Raw genomic sequence first — 12,475 nt, 5'->3', positions numbered from 1 at the left:
GCGGTGTCACGTTCGTGAACAGGGTGGAACAACCGCGCGGCCCCACCCCGGTGAGTCCGGGGTGGGGCCGCGCGGAGTACTACGCGAAGGACCCGTCAGCCCTTGTGCTTCTTGACGGCCTCGGTCAGCTGCGGTGCGACGTTGAAAAGGTCGCCCACCACACCGTAGTCCGCGATCTCGAAGATCGGGGCCTCTTCGTCCTTGTTGACCGCGACGATGGTCTTCGACGTCTGCATTCCGGCGCGGTGCTGGATGGCGCCGGAGATGCCGAGCGCCACGTACAGCTGCGGCGAAACGGTCTTGCCCGTCTGACCGACCTGGAACTGGCCCGGGTAGTAGCCGGAGTCGACAGCGGCACGGGACGCACCGACGGCGGCACCGAGCGAGTCGGCGAGCTCCTCGACGACCGAGAACTTGTCTGCGCTGCCGACACCCCGGCCACCGGAGACGACGATCGACGCCTCGGTGAGCTCGGGACGGTCGCCACCGACGATGGGCTCACGCGAGATGACCTTGACGGCGTTCTCTTCCTGCGCCGGAACCTCGACGTCGACGCGCTCTGCGGCACCGGCCTGCGGAGCGGACTCGATGGCACCCGGGCGAACCGAGATGACCGGAACCTCGCCGTTGGCCTTGGCGTCGACGGTGAACGCGCCACCGAAGATCGAGTGGACGGCCGAGCCGTCGCCCTTGACGTCGACGACGTCGACGAGCAGGCCCGAGCCGATACGCGCGGCGAGACGGCCGGACACCTCCTTGCCCTCGACCGACGCTGCGGTGAGGACCGCTGCGGGGCTGGTGGACTCGACGAGGGCGGCGAGGACGTCGACCTTCGGGGTCACCAGGTAGCCGTCGACGATGTCGGATTCGGCGGCGTAGACCTTGGCGGCACCGGCCGCGGCGAGGGCTTCCTGCAGCTTGTCTGCGGTGCCGGCAGGACCGGCGACGACGGCGGACGGCTCACCGAGTGCACGAGCGGCGGTGATGAGCTCGACGCTGACCTTCTTCAGTGCACCCTCGGCGTGCTCGACGAGCACAAGTACTTCTGCCATTGCTTGCTTCTCTCCCTAGATATGTCTGCTGTGTGCCGTGGGGCGCGATCAGATGATCTTCTGGCCGACCAGGTACGTGGCGATCTGGTTGCCGCCCTCGCCCTCGTCCGCGACGCGCTCACCCGCGGTACGGGGGGGCTTCGGCGTCACGCCGGTGACTGTGGTGGCAGCGTTGGCGACACCGAAGATCTCCGGGTCGAGACCGATCTCGGCGAGCGTGAACGTCTGCACCTCCTTCTTCTTCGCGGCCATGATGCCCTTGAAGGACGGGAAGCGCGGCTCGTTGATCTTCTCGGTGACCGAGATGATGGCCGGCAGCGGAGCCTCGATGCCGAAGAGACCTTCGTCGGTCTCGCGCTCGCCGGACGCCTTACCGTCGGCGACGGTCAGCTTGCGCAGGTGGGTGAGGTGGGGCAGGCCCAGGTACTCGGCGATGATCGCCGGCACAGCACCTGCGCGACCGTCGGTGGCCTCGTTGCCTGCGATGACCAGCTCGACACCCTCGATCTGACCGAGCGCCGCAGCAAGCGCGTACGAGGTCTGGATGGCGTCCGAGCCGTGGAGAGCAGGATCGTTGAGGTGGATGGCCTTGTCAGCACCCATCGACAGCGCCTTGCGGATCGCATCGGTGGCGCGATCGGGACCGGCAGTGAGGACGGTCACCTCGCCGCCATCGCGCTCCTTGATGAGCAGGGCTTCTTCGACGGCCCGCTCGTTGATCTCGTCGAGCACGGCATCGGCTGCTTCACGGTCGAGAGTGAAGTCGCCGTCGGTGAGCTTGCGCTCGGACCACGTGTCGGGGACCTGCTTGATCAAAACGACGATGTTCGTCATGGGTCTACGTCGACCTCCTGTGTGTAGCTGCTTCGGATCGGAGAGGCGATGCCTGAACCGACTGATCGTGCCTGTCGCACGTCGCGTGCGTCAGGTTACCAAACGCTAAGTTACCGGGTGGTAACTTAGCGGAATTCACGGTTCACCATAACCGCAGACGAGGAGCGAAATGGCTGTGATCTGGACCACCGAATCCGACGCCACAGGCGGTGGGTCTACTCTCGGGGCGGTGAGTGACTCCACCGTCCGCGCCGACGGCGCGCAACAGCTGCCACTGACCGGCGAACGGACAGTCCCCGGTATCGCCGAAGAGAACTACTGGTTCCGCCGCCACGAAGTGGTCTACCGCGACATGCTGCAGCGATGCGCCGATCGCACCGTTCTCGAGGCCGGAGCCGGCGAAGGATACGGTGCCGACATGATCGCCGACGTCGCCACACGCGTCATCGGACTCGACTACGACGAGAGCGCTGTCGCGCACATCCGCGCCAGGTACCCGCGCGTCGACATCCGCCAAGGCAACCTCGCCGAACTTCCCCTCGACGACGCATCGGTCGACGCGGTCGTGAATTTCCAAGTCATCGAACACCTCTGGGACCAAGCGCAGTTCCTTCGGGAATGCCACCGCGTCCTGACGCCCGGAGGCGAACTGCTCATCAGTACCCCCAATCGCATCACCTTCTCCCCAGGACGCGACACACCGCTCAACCCGTTCCACACCCGCGAACTCGACGCCGCCGAACTCACCGAGCTTCTCGAGGACGCGGGTTTCCGCGTCGAACTCATGACGGGCGTCCACCACGGCGACACTCTGCGCACCCTCGACGCCAAGCACGGCGGGTCGTTCATCGACGCGCAGATCGAACGCGCCCTCGCCGGCGAGCCGTGGCCCGACGAGCTGACCACCGATGTCGCGGCCATCACCTCCGACGACTTCGCCCTCTTCCCCGAGAACATCGACGACAGCCTCGACCTGGTCGCGATCGCGGTGAAGGATCCCGCTCCGTGAGATCCGAAGCGACACGCGAACCGGGGATGTTCGCCCTGGTCCTGCACTCCCACCTCCCGTGGCTCGCGAACCACGGGCGGTGGCCGGTCGGCGAAGAATGGCTGTATCAGTCCTGGGCCGCGACCTATCTGCCCGTCGTCGACGTCCTGCGCCGCCTCGCCGACGAGGGACACACACGGTTACTGACCCTCGGTATCACACCCGTCCTGGCCGCTCAGCTCGACGATCCGCACAGTCTCACCGGTATGCACCACTGGCTCGGCAACTGGAAGCTGCGCGCGCACGAGGCTGCCGGGATGACCGAACCGTCCTATCGCGCACTCGGCGCCCGTGAGCATCGCGCAGCCGACCGGGCGCTCGAGACGTTCGAAACCCGGTGGCGGCACGGCGGATCACCCATCGTTCGCGAACTCATCGATGCCGACACCGTCGAACTGCTCGGCGGACCGCTCGCGCATCCGTTCCAGCCGTTGCTCGATCCCCGATTGCGGGCGTTCTCGCTTTCCGAAGGACTCGACGACGCACACCAGCGATGGCGCCATACCCCCCGTGGCATCTGGGGGCCCGAATGCGGCTTCACCCCTGGTATGGAAAAGGATTACGCCGCAGCAGGTGTCGAGCACTTCATGGTCGACGGACCGGCACTGCACGGAGACACCGCACTCGGACGCACCGTCCGCGACTCCGACGTCGTGTGCTTCGGCCGCGATCTGCAGGTCTCCTACCGGGTCTGGTCTCCGAAATCCGGATACCCCGGACATTCGGCATATCGCGACTTCCACACCTATTGCCACGACACGGGTCTCAAGCCCTCCCGCGTGACCGGGCGCACCGTCGCCTCACAGGAAAAGGCGCCGTACGACCCCGACCTCGCGTCGGTTGCCCTCGATCGGCACGTCGCGGATTTCGTCGACACCATCCGGCAGCGGCTGCGCAGCGAATCGGCCCGCATCGGCCGCGACGCCCTCGTCGTCGCCGCATTCGACACCGAACTGTTCGGGCACTGGTGGTACGAGGGACCGATCTTCCTCGAACGACTTCTGCGTGCGCTGCCCGAAGCCGGGATCGAAGTGGGCACGCTGTCCGACGCGCGCGAACGCGGATACGTCGGCGGAGCGGTAGATCTCGAGGACTCGTCCTGGGGGTCGGGCAAGGACTGGCGGGTGTGGGCCGGCGATCAGGTCTCCGATCTCGTCCAGCTCAACGACGAGGTCGTCGCCACCGCTCTCGACACCGTCGACAAGTCCCGCGACGCACTCGGATCGAGCGCCCCGCTCCTGCGCAACCGGGTCCACGACCAGATTCTGCGTGAGGCACTGATGACCGTCTCCAGCGACTGGGCGTTCATGGTCAGCAAGGACACCGCGGCGGGCTACGCACGAGACCGCGCACACAAGCACGCCCACGCGACGCGGGAGATAGCCGCCGCCGTCGCCGAAGGTCGCGAGTCCACGGCGGCACGACTCGCCGAAGCGTGGAACCGAGCCGACAATCTGTTTCCCGGACTCGACGCGCGACGTCTTCCCGGACGACACGGAGGCACCCTGTGACATCGACGATCGCTCCGCGACTGAAGATCCTCCTGGTGTCCTGGGAGTACCCCCCGGTCGTGGTGGGTGGGCTCGGCCGGCACGTCCATCATCTGGCGACAGAGCTCGCCGCAATCGGGCACGAGGTGGTGGTGCTGTCGCGCCGCCCCACGGGTACCGACGCATCGACCCACCCGACGATCACCCACATCTCCGAGAGCGTCCTCGTCGTCGCGGTGGCCGAGGACGCGCCGCACTTCGAGTTCGGCACCGACATGCTCGCCTGGACCCTCGCGATGGGACACGCGATGGTCCGCGCGGGAGTCGGGCTCAGCCGCGGCGGAATCGGCGACGGCTGGCAGCCCGACGTCGTGCATGCGCACGACTGGCTCGTCGCGCACCCGGCGATCGCACTCGCCGAATACTTCGACGTCCCACTGGTTTCCACCCTCCACGCCACCGAAGCGGGCCGTCACAGCGGATGGCTGTCGGGTCGCATCAACCGGCAGGTGCACTCGGTCGAGTGGTGGCTGGCCAACGAATCGGATGCGCTCATCACGTGTTCGGCATCCATGCGCGACGAAGTCACCGAGCTGTACGGCCCCGCGCTGCCCAAGATATCGGTGATCCGCAACGGCATCGATATCACCACCTGGTCGTATCGGGAACGACAACCTCGGGCCGTGCCTGCACAACTGCTGTACGTCGGCAGGCTCGAGTACGAGAAAGGTGTGCAGGACGCGATCGCGGCGTTGCCGAAGATCCGACGCTCGCATCCGGGCACCACGCTCGTCGTCGCCGGTGAGGGCACACAGTTCGAGTGGCTACGCGAACAGGCTCGCCTGCACCGGGTCGCGAGGTCGGTGACCTTCGTGGGCAACCTCGACCACACAGAACTTCTCGGATGGCTGCACGGCGCCGACGCCATCGTGCTGCCGAGCCGCTATGAACCGTTCGGGATCATCGCCCTCGAAGCGGCAGCAGCGGGCATCCCGCTCGTCGCCTCCACCGCAGGTGGTCTCGGTGAAGCCGTGGTCGACGGCGCGACAGGACTGTCGTTCCAGCCCGGAGATGTCGCAGGCCTCGTGTCCGCGGTCCGCGAGACCCTCGACAATCCTGCCGAAGCCCAGGAGCGGGCACGTGCGGCCCGCGAACGACTCACCGACGACTTCGACTGGGGCGTGGTCGCCGAGGAGACCGTCCAGGTCTACGCAGCCGCGAAACGCCGGGTCCGGCACCCGATGGCGCGGCCGACGATCCCGCAGCGTCCACTGCCGGATCGCGGCTGAACCATCGGTCCGCGGTCGATGCTATTTCGGGTACACCTCGGGTGCAGGCAAAAACGGTGGCTGCCTGTCGAACCACGGGCTCGCCTGTTCGAGTTCGCCGGCGAGTGAGAGCAACAGCGCTTCGCCGCCGAGTGGAGCAACGAACTGCACTCCCAACGGCACGCCCTCCGCAGTCCAATGCAGGGGTACCGAGATAGCCGGGCGCCCAGTGATATTCGCCAGTTGCGTATAGGGGGTACGGCCGAGGTTGTCGTCGATCACCTTGTCGATCAACCCACTCCAGCGCGCAAGTCGCCCCATCCGGGTCGTCATGAGTACCGATCCGAGCGCCCGCATCCACATCGGTGTGGCCAATTCGCCGACCCGTGCCGGCGGATACGCCAGGGTCGGCGTGAGCAGCAGATCATACCGTTCGTGGAACGCGGCGAGGTCGCGTATGTAGTCCGCCCATCGGGCATGCGCGGCAAGATAATCCGGCGCCGACACCGACCTGCCCAGTTCGGCCAGCATGCGGGTGTCGAACTCGAATCCGCCCGGTCCACACCCTGTGCGCCGCCGGGCATCGTCGACCTCGAGCGCGAGCGACGCGAACCACATCGTCAGAAAGTCGGCCGCGAGTCGCCGCTCGTCGATTCCGGTCTCTGCAGGTTCCACCCGGTGCCCGAGTTCGTCGAGCAACACCACCGCGCGGTCGACCCCAGCAACGGCCTCGGGATCGACACCGGTACCGATCGGAGAGGCGGTCGCGTAGCCGATCCGCAAGCGCCGCGGTGGCGTACTCACCACTGCAGCATATGAACCAGCGATACCACCTACCGCATATGGCGCCGCGGAATAGGTGCCGGCCATCACGTCGAGCATCGCGGCCGAGTCGCGGACCGTCCGGCTGATCACACCGTTGGACACTGCCCCGTGCAACGGCTCCCCACCGACCGGCCCCGTGGGCACCACGCCCCGACCTGGTTTGAGACCGAGCAGGCCGCAGCATGCCGCCGGAATCCGGATCGAACCGCCACCGTCGTTGGCACCCGCCACGGGTACGACACCCGCAGCCACGGCCGCTGCAGAACCACCCGAGGACCCGCCGGGTGTGAGCTCCGGGTTCCATGGATTGCGGGTCACCCCACCCGCCTCCGGTTCCGTGATGCCCTTCGCTCCGAACTCGGGTGTATTGGTCTTGCCGAAGATCACCAGCCCGGAATCGAGCCAGCGGTCGACCAGCACGGAGTTCTGAGCCGCAGGAATCTCGGCGAGGGCTCGGGAGCCACTCCCCGTGGGCGTTCCGACCACATCCTGCAACAGGTCCTTGACCAGGAACGGCACACCCGCGAACGGCCCTGACAGGGGTCCCTCGGCTCGTACGCGGGCCCGCTCGTCGAGGCGCTGCACGACGGTGTTCAGCGTCGGATCGACAGCGTCGAGGCGCGAGAGTGCCGTGTCGAGCAACTCGACCGCCGACACCTCACCTCGGGTCACGAGTTCCGCGAGCCCCACCGCGTCGCAGCGGCGATACTCGGCATACTCCACGGTTGTTCCCCTCCTACCCGGCCGGTCAGGTCGCAGAATTCACGTCGACGGGTGGGTCGCCCGCCTTCTTGCGTGCGATGTCTTCGAGCGCCGCGACGTAGGCCGCGCGATCGGCTGCGCCGGCTTCCCACGAGTCCTTGCGGTTCTTCACGACCTTGGCCGGGGATCCTACGGCGATGCCGTAGTCGGGGACGTCCCCCTTGACAACGGCGTGCGCTCCCAGGACGCACCCCCGCCCGACCCGGGTGCCACGCAGTACCGAGACCTTCGCCGCGATCCAGGTGTCGGGGCCGATCCGGACGGGGCTCTTCACGATGCCCTGGTCCTTGATCGGATAGGTGATGTCCTCGGTACGGTGGTCGAAGTCGCAGATGTAGCACCAGTCGGCGACCAGGGTCGATGCGCCGATCTCGATATCGAGGTAGGTGTTCACCACATTGTCCTTGCCGAACACGACCTTGTCGCCGATACGCAGGGATCCTTCGTGGCACCGGATGGCGTTACCGTCGCCGATGTGGACCCACTTACCGATCTCCAATCGCGCCAGTTCCGGTGTCGCGTGGACCTCCACATTCTTCCCCAAGAAGACCATCCCGCGCAGCACCACATGCGGATTCGCCAGCTTGAACTTGGCCAACCGGTAGTATCGCACGAGGTACCACGGGGTGTACGCCTTGTTGTTCAACACCCATCGCAGCGACGCCGGGGTCAGGAATCGGGCCTGCTCCGGATCACGACGCCGCGAACCACGCCACCTGGTGCTCAACGGTGCACCCCACATGCTCGTCATGGCACGCAAGCCTACGGTGTCAGAACACACAGCCTACGGTCTGCCTCGCCCGGAGCGTGAAACACCCGGCCCGATACGCTGGCGAGTCGAATCCGACAGTCCTGAAGGAGTTGAGCGATGCGGGGTGCCCGGCGAGCTGCGGTGCTGACGGCGACGGCAGCACTGGCGTTGAGCGGGTGCGGTAGCGATAACGGTGGACCGTACTCGCCCGGTGCGTGGCCGGGACGCCATTCGGACGCGCGCAACAGCAACACGACCGTCAGCGACGGGCTCGACGACGTCACATCCTCGTGGTCGCGGGCGACCGGTGGCGCTGTGGGATCACCGGCGACGGTGGCACCGAACGGCCAGATCACCATCACCTCGGCCACGGAGGCGGGCTGCAACATCTTCTCGTACCAGATGGACAACGGGCGTAAACGCTGGTGCACACGTCTCGGTCCAGGGGTGGCAGACGTCAGCCCGGTGGCGGACGACGTCGCCAACGTATATGTCGGCGAGGCGGGTGGCCTGTTCTCGTTCACCGAGAACGGCCAGCGCCGGTGGCGCATCCCGGTGAGCGGTACCCCGCGCGCGGCGCAGTTCGCAGGCGACGAAAGCCTCGTCGTGATCACCCATTTCGGTCAGGTCAACATCGTCGATCCGCAGACCGGGATGCTCCGTGCACCCCTGTTCGATCTGGTCCCGATCCCCGGGGTCGCAGACGGCACGAACATTCCGCGTCAGGATCCCGACCACGGCCTGGCCGGATGCTTCGGCGGCTCCCCCGACTGCCCCGTCGCGACCACCCCCGCCATCGACCAGGACACCGGCCGGATCTTCACGACCGTGTGGCGCCCCGGCGCCGACCGCGCCGCGCTGGTCGCTCTGCGATACCCGGGCGGCGACAACCCTGTGGTCACCGAGGAATGGTCGAACGTCGATCTTCCGGGCGGCGCCACGACAAGTCCGGCGCTCTCGGCCGATGCCACCACCGTCTACGTCCACGACGGCGAGGGCGCGTTGTGGGCCATCGATGCCGAGACGGGACAGCCCAGGTGGAATCACGATCTCGGATACACCCCGGCGACAGGCCCTGCAGTCGCCGATGACGGGCTGCTCGTGATGTCGGCCGGCGGCACTTCCGGTGCCCTGACCGCCCTGCGCGACACCGGCGACGGCGTCGAGGCCGCGTGGGACCGCAACGATGTCCGGCAGGCCGGTGTCCCGGCACTCACGGCGAACGGTCGCGGCTACACGGTCACCCAGAGCGACGACGGCCTCACTGCGCTCGTGTTCGACGTGGCCGACGGTCGGACCCTCGACGAGGAGCCCCTCCCCGACGCAACCGGATTCTCGGTGGGGACGGCGGTCGGACCGGACGGTCAGCTTGTCGCCACTACCCTGTCTGGCGAGATGTACGTGCTGGACGGCTCCGAGGACTGAGTGCCCGTGTGCACCGCGAGCATCTCAGCGGCTCGGTGTGCACACGAACGCCACAGGTGTCCGGCCGACGCGGGTGAGCACGATGCTGAGCGCGCGGTCGCCGCGCAGCTTCAATCGCGGGCGTAGCTGCGCGGGGTCGACGTCGACCCCGCGCACCAGGATCTCGGCCGAACCACACTCGTGGTGAGTCAGTGCCTGCCGAAGGCTCTTCTCCGAGTACTTCAGCTGCTCGAGAATTCGGAAGCCACGCACTCCATCGGGAAGTGCGTTGCCGGTGAGATAGGCGATGCGCGGATCCAACTGCCACAGACCGTGTGTCGCGGCGTAGTGCCGTACCAGACCCGCGCGCACGATCGCGCCGTCCGGGTCGACGATCCAATGCCCGGGCGCCTGCTCCGGGATGTCGTCGGGCATTTCGTCGGTGACCTCGAAAGTCGGCCCGTCCGACCTCAGAACGGTGGCGCGACGGCGGATCCCCGGCTCACTCAGTCCAGGCGAGTAGAGGCAGGCCTCACGCACACCCGAATCGAGCGACACGATCTCGACCTCGCCGTCCCAGCCGAGCTTGCCGAAATCGAGACCCGGAGCACACTTCACGGCGAGGTCACGGCCTGAATAGGCATCGAGAAGGTCGGGCAGCGGGGGCTGCAGCGCGGCGGGATCGTGAGTGCGCCGCCCGCCGGACCTGCGCGCCGGGTCGGCGATCACCGTGGTTCCGCGTGTCACCGGCCGCAGCGCGTCGGCTCGCACCAGATGGGCCGCGGGAACATTGTGGGCCGCCATCGCGAGGCGCACCTCGTCGAGGTCGCTCCCCACGACGGTGGTGGCCGTCCCTACCAGCGCGGCCAGTTCCGCTCCCACCGAGCAGGTCACGTCGTGAACCTGCCGCCCTGCGAGCCGGCGCGCTCGGTGAGCGGCGACCGGCGACGGGGTCGCCTGTTGCACCGCGTCGTCGGTCAGCAACAACCCGTGCGCGCCCTCGAGTTTGGTTGCGGCCTTTCGGCGAGCGAGCACCGTCTCGACGAGCGGCGCCGCACGATCGCCGAAACGCGTACGCGCCCAGCCGATATCCGACAGGCGCGTACGCGTCGACAGTTCCCGGCCGTCGACAGCGGACAATGCTGCGACGCCCTTGTCCGACGTCAGATACTCGACATCGGCGAGCGTGAACTCGTAACCCAACTACTTGCCGGGCTTCACGCCGGTGATCATCACGTTGTAGAAGAAGTTGCGCGGGACGACGTGCTTGAGCACGTTCTCGTCGACCCAGCTGAGAGTCTTCCAGCCACCGAACGCGAACTTGGCCCAGTTCCAGCCCAACTTCTCCTCGGGAACCGCGGCCTCGAAGGTGCGGACCGGCCAACCGAGCAGTGCGGCTGCGAATTCTTCGCTCGAGGCCTTGACCTCGACTGCGCCCGCCGAGGTGGCGAGCTTCTCGAGATCCGCAGGATCGAACGTGTGCAGGTCGACGACCGCCTCGAGCGCCGCAGCGCGCGAGGACTCGTCCAGTTCGGTCTGTGGGCGACGCCAGTCGCTCAGGAACGGAAGCTTGGTGACAGTGGTGGTCGCCTCCCAGGTGATGCGACCCAGCCACCGTGCGTAGAAGTTGCCGACGGTGCTGGGTTCACCCGCGAAGACGAACCGTCCGCCCGGCTTGAGCACACGCAGCACCTCGCGCAGCGACTGCTCGACGTCGGGAATATGGTGCAGCACCGCGTGCCCGACGACGAGATCGAAGGTGTCGTCCTCGTAGGGAATGGTTTCGGCGTCGGCGACCCGGCCGTCGACATCGAGCCCGAGGTTCTCCGCATTGCGCAACGCAACCTTGACCATGCCGGGCGACAGGTCGGTGACCGACCCGCTCTTCGCGACCCCGCCCTGCATCAGGTTGAGCAGGAAGAAGCCCGTGCCGCAACCGAGTTCCAGGGCGCGCGCGTACGGCAACTGCTGCTCACCGGCCGCCAGGTCGAAGCGACCGCGAGCGTAATCGATACACCGTTCGTCGTAGGAGATCGACCACTTCTCGTCGTAGGTCTCGGCTTCCCAGTCGTGATAGAGCACCTGAGCGAGCTTGGAGTCCTCGAGAGCAGCCGCGACCTGTTCGGCGGTAGCGTGCGGGTTCGGCGCGGGATCGGTCCCGTCGGTCCTGCTTGCAGTCATGACGGAGATCCTACCCGGCAGTAAGCTCTCGACAAGTGGCCCGTCCCGGCGATTATTTGCCCAGGAATTCGGCCTTGCCGGGCCCGTTCTCGATGAACGACTTCATACCGATCGTACGGTCCTCGGTAGCGAACAGCCCGGCGAAGACGTGCTGCTCGATCTTCAGGCCGGTGTCGAGATCGGTGTCCAGTCCCTGATCGATCGCGGCCTTCGCTGCAGCGAGTGCGCGGCCCGCGCCCTTGGTGAATTGGGAGGCCCAGGTGCGAGCAGCGTCGTACACCGCGTCGGGTGCGACGACCTCGTCGACGAGCCCGATCGACTTGGCTTCGTCGGCCCCGACGAAGCGACCCGTGAAGACGATGTCCTTGGCCTTCGACGGCCCGACGAGACGCGCGAGGCGCTGGGTTCCGCCACCGCCGGGGATGATCCCGAGCAGCACCTCGGGGGTACCGACCTTGACGTTGTCGCCGGCGATACGGCGATCCGCGCCGAGTGCGAGTTCGAGACCGCCGCCGAGCGCGTACCCGGTGAGCGCCGCTACGGTGGGCTTCGGGATATCGGCGACAGCACCGAGAGCGGACTGCAGATCATCGATGATCTTGCTCATCTGTACGTAGCTCAGGTCGGCCATTTCCTTGATGTCGGCACCGGCGGCGAAGACCTTCTCGCCGCCGTACACGATCACGGCTTTGACATCGTCGCGCACGGTGGCTTCACGCGCGGCGTCCCGGATCTCCTCCTGGACCTGACGGTTCAGGGCATTCATCGGGGGGCGGTCCAGCCGGATCGTGCCGATGCCGTCGGAAACCTCGAGTGTCACGAATTCAGCCATGCGTCACAGACTAGAGGTCCCCGGGTGT

General features: G+C 67.0%; 11 protein-coding genes. 4 read left to right on the top strand and 7 right to left on the bottom strand.

Going from position 1 to position 12,475, the window contains the following annotated elements:
• Positions 1-95 precede the first annotated feature (95 nt).
• Together Q7514_RS09015 and Q7514_RS09010 are read right to left on the bottom strand one after the other, a co-directional pair.
• A complete protein-coding gene (locus Q7514_RS09015) occupies positions 96-1,052 on the bottom strand; it encodes an electron transfer flavoprotein subunit alpha/FixB family protein (RefSeq protein ID WP_330132901.1) in 957 nt (318 codons plus the stop codon).
• Positions 1,053-1,100: 48 nt separating this feature from the next.
• The gene (locus Q7514_RS09010; protein WP_054718638.1) at positions 1,101-1,886 is read right to left on the bottom strand and encodes an electron transfer flavoprotein subunit beta/FixA family protein; all 786 of its coding nucleotides are present in this window, start codon (positions 1,884-1,886) and stop codon (positions 1,101-1,103) included.
• A gap of 175 nt (positions 1,887-2,061) precedes the next feature.
• On the opposite strand from Q7514_RS09010, the gene Q7514_RS09005 reads away from it, so the two are divergent.
• Genes Q7514_RS09005 through Q7514_RS08995 form a run of 3 tightly spaced genes read left to right on the top strand, consistent with a single transcriptional unit; the run spans position 2,062 to position 5,713 of the window.
• Positions 2,062-2,895 carry a class I SAM-dependent methyltransferase gene (locus tag Q7514_RS09005; RefSeq protein WP_330133094.1) on the top strand — a complete coding sequence of 278 codons (834 nt, stop codon included), beginning with the start codon at positions 2,062-2,064 and terminating at the stop codon, positions 2,893-2,895.
• Between the two features lie 26 nt (positions 2,896-2,921).
• On the top strand, positions 2,922-4,445 hold the full coding sequence (locus tag Q7514_RS09000; protein WP_330133093.1) for a glycoside hydrolase family 57 protein: 1,524 nt from the start codon (positions 2,922-2,924) through the stop codon (positions 4,443-4,445).
• 20 nt (positions 4,446-4,465) lie between these two features.
• Complete coding sequence (locus Q7514_RS08995; protein ID WP_330133092.1) at positions 4,466-5,713, top strand: glycosyltransferase family 4 protein; 1,248 nt, start codon at positions 4,466-4,468, stop codon at positions 5,711-5,713.
• Between the two features lie 21 nt (positions 5,714-5,734).
• Here Q7514_RS08995 and Q7514_RS08990 read toward each other — a convergent pair whose 3' ends face one another.
• Both Q7514_RS08990 and Q7514_RS08985 read right to left on the bottom strand, forming a co-directional pair.
• Positions 5,735-7,240 carry an amidase gene (locus tag Q7514_RS08990; RefSeq protein ID WP_330132900.1) on the bottom strand — a complete coding sequence of 502 codons (1,506 nt, stop codon included), beginning with the start codon at positions 7,238-7,240 and terminating at the stop codon, positions 5,735-5,737.
• A 25-nt stretch (positions 7,241-7,265) separates the two neighbouring features.
• On the bottom strand, positions 7,266-8,030 hold the full coding sequence (locus Q7514_RS08985) for an acyltransferase (RefSeq protein WP_330132899.1): 765 nt from the start codon (positions 8,028-8,030) through the stop codon (positions 7,266-7,268).
• 117 nt (positions 8,031-8,147) lie between these two features.
• Between Q7514_RS08985 and Q7514_RS08980 the strand changes: the two genes are divergently transcribed.
• The gene (locus Q7514_RS08980; RefSeq protein ID WP_330132898.1) at positions 8,148-9,455 is read left to right on the top strand and encodes an outer membrane protein assembly factor BamB family protein; all 1,308 of its coding nucleotides are present in this window, start codon (positions 8,148-8,150) and stop codon (positions 9,453-9,455) included.
• Between the two features lie 24 nt (positions 9,456-9,479).
• On the opposite strand, the gene Q7514_RS08975 is transcribed toward Q7514_RS08980, so the two are convergent.
• From Q7514_RS08975 to Q7514_RS08965, 3 genes are read right to left on the bottom strand one after another with little or no spacing between them, the layout of a single operon-like run.
• Positions 9,480-10,637 carry a THUMP-like domain-containing protein gene (locus Q7514_RS08975; protein ID WP_330132897.1) on the bottom strand — a complete coding sequence of 386 codons (1,158 nt, stop codon included), beginning with the start codon at positions 10,635-10,637 and terminating at the stop codon, positions 9,480-9,482.
• A complete protein-coding gene (locus Q7514_RS08970) occupies positions 10,638-11,615 on the bottom strand; it encodes a class I SAM-dependent methyltransferase (protein ID WP_330132896.1) in 978 nt (325 codons plus the stop codon). It abuts the gene before it with no gap.
• A 52-nt stretch (positions 11,616-11,667) separates the two neighbouring features.
• Positions 11,668-12,447, bottom strand: a complete 780-nt coding sequence (locus Q7514_RS08965; RefSeq protein WP_330132895.1) for an enoyl-CoA hydratase-related protein — start codon at positions 12,445-12,447, stop codon at positions 11,668-11,670.
• Positions 12,448-12,475: the final 28 nt, after the last annotated feature.

Origin of the sequence: Rhodococcus artemisiae (assembly GCF_036327795.1) — a bacterium.
In the GTDB taxonomy this organism is placed as follows: Bacteria; Actinomycetota; Actinomycetes; order Mycobacteriales; family Mycobacteriaceae; genus Rhodococcus; species Rhodococcus artemisiae.
Note: the sequence above shows the minus strand (reverse complement) of the source record. Positions and strands in the feature narration are given on the sequence as shown.

Excerpts from the sequence above, each read along its gene's own strand:
- Q7514_RS08965 (WP_330132895.1), bottom strand. The coding sequence starts at position 12,447 with ATGGCTGAATTCGTGACACTCGAGGTTTCCGACGGCATCGGCACGATC.
- Q7514_RS09015 (WP_330132901.1), bottom strand. The coding sequence starts at position 1,052 with ATGGCAGAAGTACTTGTGCTCGTCGAGCACGCCGAGGGTGCACTGAAG.
- Q7514_RS08970 (WP_330132896.1), bottom strand. The coding sequence starts at position 11,615 with ATGACTGCAAGCAGGACCGACGGGACCGATCCCGCGCCGAACCCGCAC.
- Q7514_RS08985 (WP_330132899.1), bottom strand. The coding sequence starts at position 8,030 with ATGACGAGCATGTGGGGTGCACCGTTGAGCACCAGGTGGCGTGGTTCG.
- Q7514_RS09010 (WP_054718638.1), bottom strand. The coding sequence starts at position 1,886 with ATGACGAACATCGTCGTTTTGATCAAGCAGGTCCCCGACACGTGGTCC.
- Q7514_RS08980 (WP_330132898.1), top strand. The coding sequence starts at position 8,148 with ATGCGGGGTGCCCGGCGAGCTGCGGTGCTGACGGCGACGGCAGCACTG.
- Q7514_RS09000 (WP_330133093.1), top strand. The coding sequence starts at position 2,922 with ATGTTCGCCCTGGTCCTGCACTCCCACCTCCCGTGGCTCGCGAACCAC.